General features: G+C 65.9%; 12 protein-coding genes. All 12 read left to right on the top strand.

Annotated features, from left to right (window positions below):
- Positions 1-45 precede the first annotated feature (45 nt).
- The 12 genes from nusG (at position 46) to tuf (ending at position 17,960) form a co-directional block, all read left to right on the top strand.
- Positions 46-984, top strand: a complete 939-nt coding sequence (gene nusG, locus ACIQM4_RS08435; protein WP_401587706.1) for a transcription termination/antitermination protein NusG — start codon at positions 46-48, stop codon at positions 982-984.
- Positions 985-1,159: 175 nt separating this feature from the next.
- Entirely contained in the window at positions 1,160-1,594 is a 435-nt protein-coding gene (rplK, locus tag ACIQM4_RS08430) for a 50S ribosomal protein L11 (RefSeq protein WP_214974378.1), read from the top strand.
- Positions 1,595-1,702: 108 nt separating this feature from the next.
- Positions 1,703-2,425, top strand: a complete 723-nt coding sequence (gene rplA, locus ACIQM4_RS08425; RefSeq protein WP_401587703.1) for a 50S ribosomal protein L1 — start codon at positions 1,703-1,705, stop codon at positions 2,423-2,425.
- A 200-nt stretch (positions 2,426-2,625) separates the two neighbouring features.
- The gene (locus ACIQM4_RS08420; RefSeq protein WP_401587700.1) at positions 2,626-3,552 is read left to right on the top strand and encodes a hypothetical protein; all 927 of its coding nucleotides are present in this window, start codon (positions 2,626-2,628) and stop codon (positions 3,550-3,552) included.
- Between the two features lie 294 nt (positions 3,553-3,846).
- Positions 3,847-4,377, top strand: coding sequence for a 50S ribosomal protein L10 (gene rplJ, locus ACIQM4_RS08415; protein ID WP_401587698.1), 531 nt, complete (start codon positions 3,847-3,849; stop codon positions 4,375-4,377).
- 111 nt (positions 4,378-4,488) lie between these two features.
- Positions 4,489-4,872, top strand: coding sequence for a 50S ribosomal protein L7/L12 (rplL, locus tag ACIQM4_RS08410; RefSeq protein ID WP_401587696.1), 384 nt, complete (start codon positions 4,489-4,491; stop codon positions 4,870-4,872).
- 727 nt (positions 4,873-5,599) lie between these two features.
- The gene (gene rpoB, locus ACIQM4_RS08405) at positions 5,600-9,085 is read left to right on the top strand and encodes a DNA-directed RNA polymerase subunit beta (RefSeq protein WP_401587694.1); all 3,486 of its coding nucleotides are present in this window, start codon (positions 5,600-5,602) and stop codon (positions 9,083-9,085) included.
- A 129-nt stretch (positions 9,086-9,214) separates the two neighbouring features.
- Positions 9,215-13,114, top strand: a complete 3,900-nt coding sequence (locus ACIQM4_RS08400; protein ID WP_401587691.1) for a DNA-directed RNA polymerase subunit beta' — start codon at positions 9,215-9,217, stop codon at positions 13,112-13,114.
- A gap of 428 nt (positions 13,115-13,542) precedes the next feature.
- Entirely contained in the window at positions 13,543-13,914 is a 372-nt protein-coding gene (rpsL, locus tag ACIQM4_RS08395) for a 30S ribosomal protein S12 (RefSeq protein ID WP_003948652.1), read from the top strand.
- Between the two features lie 2 nt (positions 13,915-13,916).
- A complete protein-coding gene (gene rpsG / locus ACIQM4_RS08390) occupies positions 13,917-14,387 on the top strand; it encodes a 30S ribosomal protein S7 (protein WP_185027993.1) in 471 nt (156 codons plus the stop codon).
- Between the two features lie 38 nt (positions 14,388-14,425).
- Positions 14,426-16,555, top strand: coding sequence for an elongation factor G (gene fusA / locus ACIQM4_RS08385; RefSeq protein ID WP_401587689.1), 2,130 nt, complete (start codon positions 14,426-14,428; stop codon positions 16,553-16,555).
- A gap of 211 nt (positions 16,556-16,766) precedes the next feature.
- Complete coding sequence (tuf, locus tag ACIQM4_RS08380; protein WP_189821111.1) at positions 16,767-17,960, top strand: elongation factor Tu; 1,194 nt, start codon at positions 16,767-16,769, stop codon at positions 17,958-17,960.
- Positions 17,961-18,091: the final 131 nt, after the last annotated feature.

Here is an 18,091-nt window from a genome sequence, read left to right as displayed (position 1 = left end):
TTCGCGCGTTCCACCCATTTGTGTATCCAGGAAGAAGCAGCCACCGTGTCTGACCCGAACCTGAACGATGCCGGCGAGCCGGCGGCGGGCTCCTTCGAGTCCGTTGAGGACGAGACCGCCATCGTTGAGGCGGCGGACGCTGTGGAGCCCGACCAGGCCGAAGCTGCCGACGCCGCCGCGGGCGAGCCCGCCGAGGAAGCCGCGCTGCACGTCGAGTCCGACGAGTCCGCCGACGCCGTGGCGGTCGCCGAGACCGACGAGGACGCCGCTGCCGCCGAGGCCGTGGCCGACGCCGACGGGGTGGACGCCGAGGCCGAGGACATCGCCGAGGACGCGGAGGCCGAGGAGCCCTCGTCCGACGAGCCGGTGGACCCGATCGCCGCCCTCCGCGAGGAGCTGCGCACCCTGCCCGGCGAGTGGTACGTCATCCACACCTACGCCGGGTACGAGAAGCGCGTGAAGGCCAACCTGGAGCAGCGCGCCGTTTCGCTGAACGTCGAAGAGTTCATCTACCAGGCCGAAGTGCCGGAAGAAGAAATCGTTCAGATCAAGAACGGCGAGCGCAAGAACGTCCGTCAGAACAAGCTCCCGGGCTATGTGCTCGTGCGCATGGACCTGACCAACGAGTCCTGGGGCGTCGTCCGCAACACCCCCGGCGTCACCGGTTTCGTGGGCAACGCCTACGACCCGTACCCGCTGACCCTGGACGAGATCGTCAAGATGCTCGCCCCCGAGGCCGAGGAGAAGGCGGCCCGCGAGGCTGCCGAGGCCGAGGGCAAGCCGGCGCCGGCCCGCAAGCTCGCCGTCGAGGTCCTGGACTTCGAGGTCGGCGACTCGGTCACCGTCACCGACGGCCCGTTCGCGACGCTGCAGGCCACGATCAACGAGATCAACCCCGACTCGAAGAAGGTCAAGGGCCTCGTCGAGATCTTCGGCCGCGAGACCCCGGTCGAGCTCAGCTTCGACCAGATCCAGAAGAACTGACGCCAACTCAGGCACTTCTGACAAGAGCTTCCGAACAGGTCAGATCGGGCTTCGAAAGCCGGTCTGACCTGCTCGGTTTTTAGCCGCACCTCTATACCCGTTATCGTTGTGCGGTATGCCTCCATCCGGATGATCGGACGGAGGCCGAAACTCTCAACTGGACCCGGAGAGAGCAATGCCTCCCAAGAAGAAGAAGGTCACGGGGCTTATCAAGCTCCAGATCAACGCGGGCGCCGCCAACCCGGCCCCGCCGGTCGGCCCGGCGCTCGGTCAGCACGGCGTCAACATCATGGAGTTCTGCAAGGCCTACAACGCCGCGACCGAGTCGCAGCGTGGCATGGTCGTGCCGGTGGAGATCACGGTCTACGAGGACCGCTCCTTCACCTTCGTGACGAAGACCCCGCCGGCCGCCAAGCTGATCCTCAAGGCCGCGGGTGTGGACAAGGGATCGGGCGAGCCCCACAAGACCAAGGTCGCGAAGCTCACCGCCGCTCAGGTGCGCGAGATCTCGACGGTCAAGCTCCCCGACCTGAACGCCAACGACCTGGACGCCGCCGACAAGATCATCGCCGGCACCGCCCGTTCCATGGGCATCACGGTCGAGGGCTGATCAGCCCCTTCGCACCACCAGTGGTAGGGCCACGCGCCGGCCCGCACCACGACTCCACACCTGCCACGCGGCGGCAGCCGCATGGCAATACCTGACACAGGAGCAGCAGTGAAGCGCAGCAAGTCTCTCCGCGCTGCGGACGCCAAGATCGACTCGGAGCGTCTGTACGCCCCGCTCGAGGCCGTCCGTATCGCCAAGGACACCAGCTCGGTCAAGTTCGACGGCACCGTCGAGGTCGCCATGCGTCTGGGTGTCGACCCGCGCAAGGCCGACCAGATGGTCCGCGGCACCGTCAACCTTCCGCACGGCACCGGCAAGACCGCCCGGGTCCTGGTCTTCGCGACCGGTGACCGTGCTGCGGCCGCGGAAGCCGCCGGCGCCGACATCGTCGGCTCCGACGAACTGATCGACGAGGTGGCCAAGGGCCGCCTGGACTTCGACGCCGTCGTCGCCACCCCGGACCTCATGGGCAAGGTCGGCCGCCTCGGCCGCGTGCTCGGTCCGCGTGGTCTGATGCCGAACCCGAAGACCGGCACGGTCACCCCCGACGTGGCGAAGGCTGTCACGGACATCAAGGGCGGCAAGATCGAGTTCCGCGTCGACAAGCACTCGAACCTGCACTTCATCATCGGCAAGGTCTCCTTCGACGAGACCAAGCTGGTGGAGAACTACGCGGCCGCGCTGGAGGAAGTCCTCCGTCTGAAGCCGTCCGCCGCCAAGGGCCGCTACATCAAGAAGGCCACGCTGGCCACCACGATGGGCCCCGGCATCCCGCTGGACGCCAACCGCACCCGCAACCTCCTCGTCGAGGAGGACCCGGCCGCCGTCTGAGTCGCCGACTCGTAAGGCCGCCGCGGATCACGCGTGCTGAAGCCGGGTCGCATCCCTCCTCGCAGGGGTGCGACCCGGCTTTTCGCTTTTATCGTCCCCACCGGTAGGTGGACGTCCCCCGGGTACGCGGACAGGGGGCACGGTCCGCTCCGTACGGATGGACGTGCCGGGCAGGGGACAACACTCAGAATCGAGGACACATGAACAGGGCACTGGTACGCCGTGCAGGTCTCGCCGTGCTGACGGCGGGCGCGCTGACCGGCGTCGCCGCCTGTGGCGGGGGCAGTGGGGGCAGTGCGGCCGGTGGCGGCGGCAAGCAGGCCGGCGAGGTCCCGGACAACGCCCGTAGCGCGGTGAGCGTGCTCCAGGCGGCCCAGAAGAAGTCCGGCGCCGCGCACTCCGCCAAGATCGAGAGCACCATGTCGGTGGGCTCCACGATGGGCACGCAGAGCAAGGGCGCCATCCGCTGGGACAACGGCGTCACCGGCGTCCTGGACCTGAAGCACACCCAGGGTCAGATGGCCGAGAGCCTGAAGAAGATGGGCAGCGACGGCAGCATGAAGGCCCGCTACCTGCCCGACGCCTACTACGTCGACATGGGCCCCGCCTTCGCCGGACAGACGGGCGGCAAGTCCTGGATCCGGTACGGGTACGACGACATGGTCAAGCTGATGGGCCCCAGCGGCGCCCTGCTGAAGGACCAGATGCAGAACTCCACCCCCGAGCAGGGCGTGCAGCAGCTGCTCGCCTCCGGCCAGGTCAAGAAGGTCGGCGAGGAGGACGTCCGCGGCGTGCGGGCCACCCACTTCACCGGCACCCTCGACGTCCAGAAGATGGCCGAGGCCAACTCCAAGCTCGACGCGAAGACCCTCGCGGGCCTCAAGAAGCAGCTGGAGGCGGCGGGCGTCACCACCAGCGTCGTGGACATCTGGGTCGACAAGCAGGACCTGCTGGTGAAGAAGACCGAGCGCTCCGAGTCCAAGAACGGGCCGATCAACTCCACCGTCCTCTACACGGACTACGGCGTGGACGTCACCGCCGAGGCCCCGCCGACGGCGCAGACGCTCGATTTCAAGGACCTGGTGAAGCAGCAGCAAAAGCAGCAGCAGAAGCAGCAGCAGGGCTGACGAGGGGCGTCCGGACGGCCCCCGACCAGGGCCGTCCGGACGATTTGCCTGACATCCACGCCGTCGCGTACTCTTCCGAGGAAGCCAAAGACCGCTGGTCGTTGCCGCGTGCTCGTAAGAGGGCGTGGTGGCCGAAGGATCCGCTGGAAACACGCGGACGACCTGCGCAGGTGTTCGTGGAAAGTTCCCGGTTCATTCTGGTTGAGCTCAGCCCCGTGCGCCCGCGCCGGGGCGTTTTCGTTTTTGCAGCCCCTTCTGAGCGGTCCTCATCACCCGGAAGGAGGCCGACGCTCTATGGCAAGGCCCGACAAGGCTGCCGCGGTAGCCGAGCTCGCGGACCAGTTCCGCAGCTCGAACGCCGCCGTGCTGACCGAGTACCGGGGTCTCACCGTGGCGCAGCTCAAGACGCTGCGTCGTTCGCTCGGTGAGAACGCCCAGTACGCCGTGGTGAAGAACACGCTGACCAAGATTGCGGCCAACGAGGCCGGGATCTCTTCGCTGGACGACCAGTTCACTGGTCCGACGGCGGTTGCCTTCATCACCGGTGACCCGGTGGAGTCGGCGAAGGGTCTTCGTGACTTCGCCAAGGAGAACCCGAACCTCATCATCAAGGGCGGTGTCCTTGACGGTAAGGCGCTGTCCGCCGATGAGATCAAGAAGCTCGCGGACCTCGAGTCCCGCGAGGTTCTGCTCGCCAAGCTGGCGGGTGCCATGAAGGGCAAGCAGACTCAGGCTGCGCAGCTCTTCCAGGCGCTCCCCTCGAAGTTCGTCCGCACCGCGGAGGCGCTTCGCGTCAAGCTCGAAGAGCAGGGCGGTGCCGAGTAACTCGGCTCGCGCATTGGTCGTAACCCGGTAGGGAGACGGCCGCAGCGGGCCGACAGTACGCCCGCCGACATTTAACTCCGGCACCTGCCGAATTAGTGGAAGGACGCCATCATGGCGAAGCTCAGCCAGGAAGACCTGCTCGCTCAGTTCGAGGAGCTCACCCTCATCGAGCTCTCCGAGTTCGTGAAGGCCTTCGAGGAGAAGTTCGACGTCACCGCCGCCGCGGCCGTCGCCGTTGCCGGCCCCGCCGCCGGTGGCGCTGCCCCCGAGGCCGCCGAGGAGCAGGACGAGTTCGACGTCATCCTCACCGGTGCCGGCGACAAGAAGATCCAGGTCATCAAGGTCGTGCGTGAGCTCACCTCGCTGGGTCTGAAGGAGGCCAAGGACCTCGTCGACGGCGCTCCGAAGCCCGTCCTCGAGAAGGTCACCAAGGAGGCCGCCGAGAAGGCTGCCGAGTCCCTCAAGGGCGCCGGTGCGGCCGTCGAGGTCAAGTGACCTCCTGAGTCTCTGACTCTTTTCGCCGGAATGCGCCGCGAGGTGTAACGCCGGCACTGCCAAGGGCGATCATCCAATTGGGTGGTCGCCCTTCGGCGTTCTCCCGGCGGCTGTGCGCAGCGGTCCGCGCCGAGTATGGTGATCTTCGTCGTACGCCCCGTAGACCCGCCGTGCGCCCGTTGTACGCCGCTGAGGCGGTCCGGGCAGGTGTCCGGAGCTCCGGGGGGCGGGGGGCCTTGACGAACGGCACGCAGCGCGCAATTCTCAGGACGCGTCGTCACAACGATCCGACTCCGAGGCATGGATCGACGGCGAAGAGGGCAGTAATGAGGTGCGCTCACAGCGCGAGGGCTCGCCCGTGGCGTGGTTGCACAAGCAGGACGCAGGAGCAGTCGTACGACGGCCGTGACAGCAGTCGCGGAAGTGGACCGGACCGTGGTCCGGATGCAGGGCATTGACAGTGGCGTTGACGGTGACGTTGACAGTGGCGTTGAGAAGAACAAAGAGGCCGATGAGGGTCCCCAAAAACCCGCTCTGGACATCAGTGAGCCAAGTGGCTACACTGACCCTTTGCGCTGCCTGTTAGCTGCCTCCTGCCCGTCACCAGGGGCATACCCACTGTCTGGCCACTGCGGAATGATTCGCCCTGAACTGGGCTTTTCTGTCCCTGTGTCCATGTGGGACCGGTACGCGCGTAGTGAGTCCGAGCCCTCGGAAGGACCCCCTCTTGGCCGCCTCGCGCAACGCCTCGACCTCCAATACGAACAACGGCGCAAGCACCGCCCCGCTGCGCATCTCCTTTGCAAAGATCAAGGAGCCCCTCGAGGTTCCGAACCTCCTCGCGCTGCAGACCGAGAGCTTTGACTGGCTGCTCGGTAACGCCGCTTGGAAGGGTCGCGTCGAGGCCGCTCTCGAGAGCGGACAGGACGTCCCCACCAAGTCCGGTCTGGAAGAGATCTTCGAAGAGATCTCCCCGATCGAAGACTTTTCCGGGTCGATGTCGCTGACGTTCCGCGACCACCGTTTCGAGCCGCCGAAGAACTCCATCGACGAGTGCAAGGAGCGCGACTTCACGTTCGCCGCCCCGCTCTTCGTCACCGCGGAGTTCACCAACAACGAGACCGGCGAGATCAAGTCCCAGACGGTCTTCATGGGCGATTTCCCGCTCATGACCAACAAGGGCACCTTCGTCATCAACGGCACCGAGCGTGTCGTCGTGTCGCAGCTGGTCCGCTCGCCGGGTGTCTACTTCGACTCCTCCATCGACAAGACGTCCGACAAGGACATCTTCTCCGCCAAGATCATCCCTTCCCGGGGTGCCTGGCTGGAGATGGAGATCGACAAGCGCGACATGGTCGGTGTCCGCATCGACCGCAAGCGCAAGCAGTCCGTCACCGTTCTCCTGAAGGCTCTCGGTTGGACGACCGAGCAGATCCTGGAGGAGTTCGGCGAGTACGAGTCCATGCGCGCCACCCTGGAGAAGGACCACACCCAGGGCCAGGACGACGCACTGCTCGACATCTACCGCAAGCTGCGTCCGGGCGAGCCGCCCACGCGTGAGGCTGCTCAGACGCTGCTCGAGAACCTCTACTTCAACCCGAAGCGCTACGACCTCGCGAAGGTCGGCCGCTACAAGGTGAACAAGAAGCTCGGCGCGGACGAGCCGCTGAACGCGGGTGTCCTCACCAGCAAGGACATCATCGCCACCATCAAGTACCTGGTCCGGCTGCACGCCGGCGAGGTCGAGACGGTCGGCGAGTCGGGCCGGAACATCGTCGTCGAGACCGACGACATCGACCACTTCGGCAACCGTCGTCTGCGTAACGTCGGCGAGCTCATCCAGAACCAGGTCCGCACGGGCCTGGCGCGGATGGAGCGCGTCGTGCGTGAGCGCATGACGACCCAGGACGTCGAGGCGATCACGCCGCAGACCCTGATCAACATCCGCCCGGTCGTGGCGTCGATCAAGGAATTCTTCGGCACCTCGCAGCTGTCGCAGTTCATGGACCAGAACAACCCGCTGTCGGGTCTCACCCACAAGCGCCGTCTGTCGGCGCTCGGCCCGGGTGGTCTGTCCCGTGAGCGGGCCGGCTTCGAGGTCCGTGACGTGCACCCGTCCCACTACGGACGCATGTGCCCGATCGAGACCCCCGAAGGCCCGAACATCGGTCTGATCGGTTCGCTGGCTTCGTACGGCCGCGTCAACGCCTTCGGCTTTGTCGAGACCCCGTACCGCCGCGTGACCGAGGGTGTCGTCACCGACGAGGTCGACTACCTCACGGCCGACGAGGAAGACCGCTTCGTGATCGCCCAGGCGAACGCGACCCTCGGTGAGGACATGCGCTTCACCGAGTCGCGCGTCCTGGTCCGCCGCCGTGGCGGCGAGATCGACTACATCCCCGGCGACGACGTCGACTACATGGACGTCTCGCCGCGCCAGATGGTGTCGGTCGCGACCGCGATGATCCCCTTCCTGGAGCACGACGACGCCAACCGCGCCCTCATGGGCGCGAACATGATGCGTCAGGCCGTGCCGCTGATCACGTCCGAGGCTCCGCTCGTCGGCACCGGCATGGAGTACCGCTGTGCGGTCGACGCCGGTGACGTCATCAAGGCGGAGAAGGCGGGTGTGGTCCAGGAGGTCTCCGCGGACTACGTCACCGTCGCCAACGACGACGGCACGTACACCACGTACCGGATCGCCAAGTTCTCCCGCTCCAACCAGGGCACCTCGGTCAACCAGAAGGTTGTCGTCAACGAGGGCGCCCGGGTCGTCGAGAACCAGGTCCTCGCCGACGGGCCCGCCACCCAGCAGGGTGAGATGGCGCTCGGCAAGAACCTCCTCGTGGCGTTCATGCCGTGGGAGGGCCACAACTACGAAGACGCGATCATCCTCAGCCAGCGGCTGGTGCAGGACGACGTCCTCTCCTCGATCCACATCGAGGAGCACGAGGTCGACGCCCGTGACACCAAGCTCGGCCCGGAGGAGATCACCCGGGACATCCCGAACGTCTCCGAAGAGGTCCTCGCCGACCTCGACGAGCGCGGCATCATCCGTATCGGTGCCGAGGTCGTCGCCGGTGACATCCTCGTCGGCAAGGTCACGCCCAAGGGTGAGACCGAGCTGACGCCGGAGGAGCGCCTGCTCCGCGCGATCTTCGGTGAGAAGGCGCGCGAGGTGCGCGACACCTCGCTGAAGGTGCCGCACGGTGAGATCGGCAAGGTCATCGGCGTCCGCGTCTTCGACCGCGAGGAGGGCGACGAGCTGCCGCCGGGCGTGAACCAGCTGGTTCGTGTCTACGTGGCGCAGAAGCGCAAGATCACCGACGGTGACAAGCTCGCCGGCCGTCACGGCAACAAGGGCGTCATCTCGAAGATCCTGCCGATCGAGGACATGCCGTTCCTGGAGGACGGCACCCCGGTCGACATCATCCTCAACCCGCTGGGTGTGCCGTCCCGAATGAACCCGGGACAGGTCCTGGAGATCCACCTCGGCTGGCTCGCCAGCCGCGGCTGGGACGTCTCCGGACTCGGTGACGAGTGGGCCCAGCGCCTGCAGGTCATCGGCGCCGACAAGGTCGACCCCGGCACCAACGTCGCCACCCCGGTGTTCGACGGTGCCCGCGAGGACGAGATCACCGGTCTCTTCGAGGCCACGATCCCCAACCGCGACGGCGACCGGCTGGTCCAGCCCTCGGGCAAGGCCAACCTGTTCGACGGCCGCTCCGGAGAGCCGTTCCCGGACCCGATCTCGGTCGGGTACATGTACATCCTCAAGCTCCACCACCTGGTCGACGACAAGCTCCACGCCCGTTCGACCGGCCCGTACTCGATGATCACGCAGCAGCCGCTGGGTGGTAAGGCGCAGTTCGGTGGCCAGCGCTTCGGTGAGATGGAGGTGTGGGCGCTTGAGGCTTATGGCGCCGCGTACGCCCTCCAGGAGCTGCTGACGATCAAGTCCGACGACGTGACCGGCCGCGTGAAGGTCTACGAGGCCATCGTCAAGGGCGAGAACATCCCGGAGCCCGGCATTCCCGAGTCCTTCAAGGTGCTCATCAAGGAAATGCAGTCGCTCTGCCTCAACGTGGAGGTGCTGTCCTCGGACGGCATGTCCATCGAGATGCGCGACACGGACGAGGACGTCTTCCGCGCAGCGGAGGAACTCGGTATCGACCTGTCCCGGCGCGAGCCGAGCAGCGTCGAAGAGGTCTGACGGGCCGGCCGGGAGTCCTCCAAGTAGAGGACTCCCGGCCCTCCCCGGACCCGTTCAGACCATTTGAAGTGCCCATTTATCTCGCATAACGCGAGGGGCTCGAACCCCCGAAAGAGGGATTGACGACAAGTGCTCGACGTCAACTTCTTCGACGAGCTGCGGATTGGCCTCGCCACCGCGGACGACATCCGGACCTGGTCCCACGGCGAAGTGAAGAAGCCGGAGACCATCAACTACCGCACGCTCAAGCCCGAGAAGGACGGACTCTTCTGCGAGAAGATCTTCGGTCCGACCCGGGACTGGGAGTGCTACTGCGGCAAGTACAAGCGTGTCCGCTTCAAGGGCATCATCTGTGAGCGCTGCGGCGTCGAGGTCACTCGCGCCAAGGTGCGTCGTGAGCGGATGGGCCACATTGAGCTGGCCGCGCCCGTCACGCACATCTGGTACTTCAAGGGCGTTCCCTCGCGCCTCGGCTACCTGCTCGACCTCGCGCCGAAGGACCTGGAAAAGGTCATCTACTTCGCCGCGTACATGATCACCTTCGTGGACGAGGAGCGCCGGACGCGCGACCTGCCCTCGCTGGAGGCGCACGTCTCCGTCGAGCGTCAGCAGGTCGAGAACCGTCGCGACTCCGACCTGGAGGCCCGCGCCAAGAAGCTCGAAACGGACCTCGCCGAGCTTGAGGCCGAGGGTGCGAAGGCCGACGTGCGCCGCAAGGTGCGCGAAGGTGCCGAGCGCGAGATGAAGCAGCTCCGTGACCGCGCCCAGCGCGAGATCGACCGCCTCGACGAGGTGTGGAACCGCTTCAAGAACCTCAAGGTCCAGGACCTGGAGGGCGACGAGCTCCTCTACCGCGAGCTGCGTGACCGCTTCGGCACGTACTTCGACGGTTCGATGGGCGCCGCTGCTCTGCAGAAGCGCCTGGAGTCCTTCGACCTTGAGGAGGAGGCCGAGCGCCTCCGCGAGATCATCCGCACCGGCAAGGGCCAGAAGAAGACCCGTGCGCTCAAGCGCCTCAAGGTCGTCTCCGCGTTCCTGTCGACGAGCAACAGCCCCAAGGGCATGGTGCTCGACTGCGTGCCGGTCATCCCGCCGGACCTGCGTCCGATGGTGCAGCTGGACGGTGGCCGCTTCGCGACCTCCGACCTGAACGACCTGTACCGCCGCGTGATCAACCGCAACAACCGCCTGAAGCGGCTCCTTGACCTCGGTGCCCCCGAGATCATCGTGAACAACGAGAAGCGCATGCTTCAGGAGGCCGTCGACGCGCTCTTCGACAACGGCCGTCGTGGTCGCCCGGTCACGGGCCCCGGCAACCGTCCGCTGAAGTCGCTGTCCGACATGCTCAAGGGCAAGCAGGGTCGCTTCCGTCAGAACCTGCTCGGCAAGCGTGTGGACTACTCCGCGCGTTCCGTGATCGTCGTCGGTCCGCAGCTCAAGCTGCACCAGTGCGGTCTGCCGAAGGCCATGGCGCTGGAGCTCTTCAAGCCGTTCGTGATGAAGCGCCTGGTGGACCTGAACCACGCGCAGAACATCAAGTCGGCCAAGCGCATGGTCGAGCGCGGCCGCACGGTCGTGTACGACGTCCTGGAAGAGGTCATCGCTGAGCACCCGGTTCTCCTGAACCGCGCGCCCACGCTGCACCGCCTCGGCATCCAGGCCTTCGAGCCCCAGCTGGTCGAGGGCAAGGCCATCCAGATCCACCCGCTCGTCTGCACCGCGTTCAACGCGGACTTCGACGGTGACCAGATGGCCGTGCACCTGCCGCTCTCGGCGGAGGCGCAGGCCGAGGCCCGCATCCTGATGCTGTCCTCGAACAACATCCTGAAGCCGGCCGACGGTCGTCCCGTCACCATGCCGACCCAGGACATGGTGCTGGGCCTGTTCTTCCTCACGACCGACGAGGAGGAGCGCAAGGTCATCGGTGAGGGCCGTTCGTTCGGCTCGTCCGCCGAGGCGACCATGGCGTTCGACAACCGGGAGCTCTCGCTCCAGGCGAAGGTCGACATCCGCTTCCCCGTAGGCACCGTCCCGCCGCGTGGCTGGACCCCGCCGACCGCGGAGGAGGGTGAGCCCGAGTGGCAGACCGGTGACCCGTTCCGGCTGCGTACCACCCTGGGCCGCGCGCTCTTCAACGAGCTGCTGCCCGAGGACTACCCGTTCGTCGACTACTCGGTGGGCAAGAAGCAGCTCTCCGAGATCGTCAACGACCTGGCGGAGCGCTACCCCAAGGTGATCGTGGCGGCGACGCTCGACAACCTGAAGGCGGCCGGCTTCCACTGGGCGACCCGTTCGGGCGTCACCGTGGCCATCTCCGACGTCGTCGTGCCCGAGGCCAAGAAGGCCATCGTCAAGGGCTACGAGGAGCAGGACGAGAAGGTCCAGAAGCAGTACGAGCGCGGTCTGATCACCAAGGACGAGCGCACGCAGGAGCTCATCGCGATCTGGACCAAGGCGACCGCAGAGGTCGCCGAGGCGATGAACGCGAACTTCCCCAAGACGAACCCCATCTTCATGATGGTTGACTCGGGTGCCCGAGGAAACATGATGCAGATGCGTCAGATCGCCGGTATGCGTGGTCTGGTGTCCAACGCCAAGAACGAGACGATTCCTCGTCCCATCAAGGCGTCGTTCCGCGAGGGCCTGTCCGTGCTGGAGTACTTCATCTCCACCCACGGTGCCCGTAAGGGTCTCGCCGACACCGCCCTGCGTACCGCCGACTCGGGTTACCTGACCCGTCGTCTGGTGGACGTCTCGCAGGACGTGATCATCCGCGAGGAGGACTGCGGCACCGACCGCGGCCTCAAGCTGAAGATCGCGGAGAAGGGCGCCGACGGCATCCTCCGCAAGACGGACGACGTCGAGACCAGCGTCTACGCCCGCATGCTGGCGGAGGACGTGGTCATCGACGGCAAGGTCATCGCGCCTGCCAACGTCGACCTCGGTGACGTGCTCATCGACCAGCTGGTCATGCACGGCGTGGAGGAGGTCAAGACCCGCTCGGTCCTGACCTGTGAGTCCGCGGTCGGCACCTGTGCCTTCTGCTACGGACGCTCGCTGGCCACCGGCAAGCTCGTCGACATCGGTGAGGCGGTCGGCATCATCGCCGCCCAGTCCATCGGTGAGCCGGGTACGCAGCTCACCATGCGTACCTTCCACACCGGTGGTGTGGCCGGTGACGACATCACCCAGGGTCTGCCCCGTGTCGTCGAGCTCTTCGAGGCTCGTACGCCCAAGGGTGTCGCCCCGATCTCCGAGGCCAAGGGCCGCGTGCGGATCGAGGAGACCGAGAAGACCAAGAAGCTCGTGGTCACGCCGGACGACGGCAGCGAGGAGACGGCGTTCCCGATCTCCAAGCGCGCCCGTCTGCTGGTGGGCGAGGGCGACGCGGTCGAGGTGGGCCAGAAGCTCACCGTCGGTGCGACCAACCCGCACGACGTCCTGCGCATCCTCGGTCAGCGTGCGGTCCAGGTCCACCTGGTCGGCGAGGTCCAGAAGGTCTACAACAGCCAGGGCGTGTCGATCCACGACAAGCACATCGAGATCATCATCCGGCAGATGCTCCGCCGCGTGACGATCATCGAGTCCGGCGACGCGGAACTGCTGCCGGGCGAGCTCGTCGAGCGCTCGAAGTTCGAGACCGAGAACCGTCGTGTGGTCCAGGAGAGCGGTCACCCCGCCTCCGGTCGTCCGCAGCTGATGGGTATCACCAAGGCCTCGCTGGCGACGGAATCCTGGCTGTCGGCCGCCTCCTTCCAGGAGACGACCCGAGTCCTGACGGATGCGGCGATCAACGCCAAGTCCGACAGCCTCATCGGCCTCAAGGAGAACGTCATCATCGGTAAGCTCATCCCGGCCGGTACGGGTCTCTCCCGCTACCGCAACATCCGGGTGGAGCCCACCGAGGAGGCCAAGGCCGCGATGTACTCGGCCGTCGGCTACGACGACATCGACTACTCGCCGTTCGGCACGGGCTCCGGCCAGGCCGTTCCGCTGGAGGACTACGACTACGGTCCGTACAACCAGTAAGGCGTACGTCTGCTGAAGGGCGCCCGTTCCGCTTCGCGCGGGGCGGGCGCCCTTCGGCGTGAGCGGGGTCCGCCGGGGCTGTGAGCCTCACCACGGCAGTGGCAGGCCCGGCAGCAGGTCGCGGGGCCGCAGACTGGCCCAGGGCCTTGATCGTCTCTTGGGCGGGCGGGTGCTCCGCCCGGGTGGACAGCATTTGTTTTGACCCAGGTCGATGAGGTAGGTACGCTCAGACCTTGTGCCTGGGGTGTGCCTGGGCTCCTGTGCGTGTTTACGGCCGCAGAGCGAGCTCGTCTTTATGTGGGCCACCGCGATCCGCGTCATTTCCCGCTTCCGGCGGGGTGTGCCGGTTCCGACACACCCGACCGCGTGGGTCGGGGACTGTTTCAGGTTAGTTTCACAGTGATCGGCACACAGAAAACGGAGAAGTAGTGCCTACGATCCAGCAGCTGGTCCGGAAGGGCCGGCAGGACAAGGTCGAGAAGAACAAGACGCCCGCGCTCGAGGGTTCGCCCCAGCGTCGTGGCGTCTGCACGCGTGTGTTCACGACCACCCCGAAGAAGCCGAACTCGGCGCTCCGTAAGGTCGCGCGTGTGCGTCTGACCTCGGGCATCGAGGTCACGGCCTACATCCCGGGTGAGGGCCACAACCTGCAGGAGCACTCGATCGTGCTCGTGCGTGGCGGTCGTGTGAAGGACCTTCCGGGTGTTCGTTACAAGATCATCCGCGGTTCCCTCGACACGCAGGGCGTCAAGAACCGTAAGCAGGCTCGCAGCCGCTACGGCGCCAAGAAGGAGAAGTAAGAATGCCTCGTAAGGGCCCCGCCCCGAAGCGCCCGGTCATCATCGACCCGGTCTACGCATCTCCTCTTGTCACCTCGCTGATCAACAAGATCCTGCTCGACGGCAAGCGTTCCACCGCCGAGCGGATCGTGTACGGCGCCATGGAAGGCCTCCGCGAGAAGACCGGCGCTGACCCGGTCATCACGCTGAAGCGCGCGCTTGAGAACGTCAAGCCCTCGCTTGAGGTCAAGTCCCGCCGTGTCGGTGGCGCCACCTACCAGGTGCCGATCGAGGTCAAGCCCGGTCGCGCCGCAACTCTCTCGCTCCGCTGGATCGTGGGTTACTCCCGCGCCCGCCGCGAGAAGACCATGACCGAGCGCCTCATGAACGAGCTGCTCGACGCCTCCAACGGTCTTGGCGCTGCCGTCAAGAAGCGCGAGGACACGCACAAGATGGCCGAGTCCAACAAGGCCTTCGCGCACTACCGCTGGTAGTCGTTACCCACTTCGAGACCGAGAGAAGATTGAGCCTTATGGCCACCACTTCGCTTGACCTGGCCAAGGTCCGCAACATCGGGATCATGGCCCACATCGACGCGGGCAAGACGACCACCACCGAGCGGATCCTCTTCTACACCGGTGTGTCTTACAAGATCGGTGAAGTCCACGACGGCGCTGCCACGATGGACTGGATGGAGCAGGAGCAGGAGCGCGGCATCACGATCACGTCTGCCGCGACGACCTGCCACTGGCCGCTCAACGATGTCGATCACACGATCAACATCATCGACACTCCGGGTCACGTTGACTTCACCGTCGAGGTGGAGCGTTCGCTCCGCGTCCTCGACGGCGCCGTCACCGTGTTCGACGGTGTGGCCGGCGTCGAGCCCCAGTCCGAGACTGTCTGGCGTCAGGCGGACCGCTACGGCGTGCCGCGTATCTGCTTCGTCAACAAGCTCGACCGTACGGGTGCCGAGTTCCACCGCTGCGTCGACATGATCGTCGACCGCCTCGGTGCGGTCCCGCTCGTCATGCAGCTCCCGATCGGCGCCGAGGCCGACTTCAAGGGCGTCGTCGACCTCGTGTCGATGAAGGCGCTCGTGTGGTCCGCCGAGGCCGCCAAGGGCGAGATGTACGACACGGTCGACATCCCGGACACGCACATCGAGGCTGCCGACGAGTGGCGCGGCAAGCTCCTTGAGACGGTCGCCGAGCACGACGACCAGATGATGGAGCTCTACCTGGAGGGCCAGGAGCCTTCCGAGGACCAGCTGATGGCGGCCATCCGCCGCATCACGCTCGCGTCCAAGGGCAGCGCCGACTCCGTCACCGTCAGCCCCGTGTTCTGCGGTACGGCGTTCAAGAACAAGGGCGTTCAGCCCCTGCTCGACGCCGTCGTGCGCTACCTGCCCTCTCCCCTGGACGTCGAGGCCATCGAAGGCCACGACGTGAAGGACCCGGAGAAGGTCATCGAGCGCAAGCCGTCGGACGAGGAGCCCTTCTCGGGCCTCGCGTTCAAGATCATGAGCGACCCGCACCTGGGCAAGCTCACCTTCGTCCGGGTTTACTCGGGCCGCCTTGAGGCCGGCAGCTCCGTGCTGAACTCGGTCAAGGGCAAGAAGGAGCGCATCGGCAAGATCTACCGCATGCACGCGAACAAGCGTGAGGAGATCGCATCGGTGGGCGCCGGCGACATCATCGCGGTGATGGGTCTCAAGCAGACCACCACCGGTGAGACGCTGTGCGACGACAAGAACCCGGTCATCCTGGAGTCCATGGACTTCCCGGCCCCGGTCATTCAGGTCGCCATCGAGCCGAAGTCCAAGGGTGACCAGGAGAAGCTGGGTGTAGCCATCCAGCGTCTCTCGGAGGAGGACCCGTCCTTCCAGGTCCACTCGGACGAGGAGACCGGCCAGACCATCATCGGTGGTATGGGCGAGCTTCACCTTGAGGTGCTCGTCGACCGCATGAAGCGCGAGTTCCGCGTCGAGGCGAACGTCGGCAAGCCCCAGGTCGCGTACCGCGAGACGATCCGCAAGACCGTCGAGCGCATCGACTACACGCACAAGAAGCAGACTGGTGGTACCGGCCAGTTCGCGAAGGTGCAGATCGCCCTTGAGCCCATCGAGGGTGGCGACGCGTCGTACGAGTTCGTCAACAAGGTCACCGGTGGCCGCATCCCCCGGGAGTACATCCCGTCGGTGGACGCGGGCGCCCAGGAAGCCATGCAGTTCGGCATCCTGGCCGGTTACGAGATGGTCGGCGTCCGCGTCACCCTTCTCGACGGTGGTTACCACGAGGTCGACTCCTCGGAGCTCGCCTTCAAGATCGCCGGTTCGCAGGCCTTCAAGGAGGGTGCCCGCAAGGCCTCTCCCGTGCTCCTTGAGCCGATGATGGCCGTCGAGGTCACCACGCCCGAGGACTACATGGGCGATGTGATCGGCGACCTGAACTCCCGCCGTGGCCAGATCCAGGCCATGGAGGAGCGCAGCGGCGCTCGCGTCGTGAAGGGCCTCGTGCCCCTCTCGGAGATGTTCGGCTACGTCGGAGACCTCCGCAGCAAGACCTCGGGTCGCGCAAGCTACTCGATGCAGTTCGACTCCTACGCCGAGGTTCCGCGGAACGTCGCCGAGGAGATCATCGCGAAGGCCAAGGGCGAGTAACTCCCGAGTCACTCAACCGGGCGGCTCTTCCCGAGTTGCTCATCGCGAGTGCGGGTTTCTACCCGTACGAGCTCACGCTTTAGGCTTATCACCGGAGCCACTGGGGCATTCAGCGCAATCCGTGCTGAATGCCCCGGGCGCCGGCATCCCAGCAAAGATCACCTGGCGCCGATGAAGCAAGGCGTACAGAACCACTCCGCAGGAGGACCCAGTGGCGAAGGCAAAGTTCGAGCGGACTAAGCCGCACGTCAACATCGGCACCATCGGTCACATTGACCACGGTAAGACGACCCTCACGGCCGCCATTACCAAGGTGCTGCACGACGCATACCCGGACCTGAACGAGGCCTCGGCCTTCGACCAGATCGACAAGGCGCCGGAAGAGCGCCAGCGTGGTATCACCATCTCCATCGCGCACGTCGAGTACCAGACGGAGTCGCGTCACTACGCGCACGTCGACTGCCCCGGTCACGCTGACTACATCAAGAACATGATCACGGGTGCGGCGCAGATGGACGGCGCCATCCTCGTGGTCGCGGCCACCGACGGCCCGATGCCGCAGACGAAGGAGCACGTCCTCCTGGCCCGCCAGGTAGGCGTCCCCTACATCGTCGTCGCGCTGAACAAGGCCGACATGGTGGACGACGAGGAGATCCTGGAGCTCGTCGAGCTCGAGGTTCGTGAGCTCCTCTCCGAGTACGAGTTCCCGGGCGACGACCTTCCGGTCGTCAAGGTCTCGGCGCTCAAGGCGCTCGAGGGCGACAAGGAGTGGGGCCAGTCGGTCCTGAACCTGATGGCCGCCGTCGACGAGTCGATCCCGCAGCCCGAGCGCGACGTCGACAAGCCGTTCCTGATGCCGATCGAGGACGTCTTCACGATCACCGGTCGTGGCACCGTCGTCACCGGCCGTATCGAGCGTGGTGTCCTCAAGGTCAACGAGACCGTCGACATCGTCGGTATCAAGGAAGAGAAGACCACCACCACGGTCACCGGCATCGAGATGTTCCGCAAGCTGCTCGACGAGGGCCAGGCCGGTGAGAACGTCGGTCTGCTCCTCCGTGGCATCAAGCGCGAGGACGTCGAGCGCGGCCAGGTCATCATCAAGCCCGGTTCGGTCACGCCGCACACCGAGTTCGAGGCCCAGGCCTACATCCTGTCGAAGGACGAGGGTGGCCGTCACACCCCCTTCTTCAACAACTACCGCCCGCAGTTCTACTTCCGTACCACGGACGTGACCGGCGTCGTGACCCTCCCCGAGGGCACCGAGATGGTCATGCCGGGCGACAACACCGTCATGTCGGTCGCGCTGATCCAGCCGGTCGCCATGGAGGAGGGCCTCAAGTTCGCCATCCGTGAGGGTGGCCGGACCGTCGGCGCCGGCCAGGTCACCAAGATCACCAAGTAATTTCCCGGTGATTGACCTGGTAGCTCGGTAGCGACTGCTGCTAGCTCCAAGGGAAGGGCCCCGGCCCCGCCGCGCAAGCGGTGGGTGCCGGGGCCCTTTCTGTTGTGCGGCCTCGGGTGCTGGGGGCGTCC

Source organism: Streptomyces sp. NPDC091272 (genome assembly GCF_044757485.1).
In the GTDB taxonomy this organism is placed as follows: Bacteria; Actinomycetota; Actinomycetes; order Streptomycetales; family Streptomycetaceae; genus Streptomyces.
The sequence above is the reverse complement of the archived record's forward strand: the minus strand, read 5'-3'. Positions and strand labels throughout refer to the sequence as shown.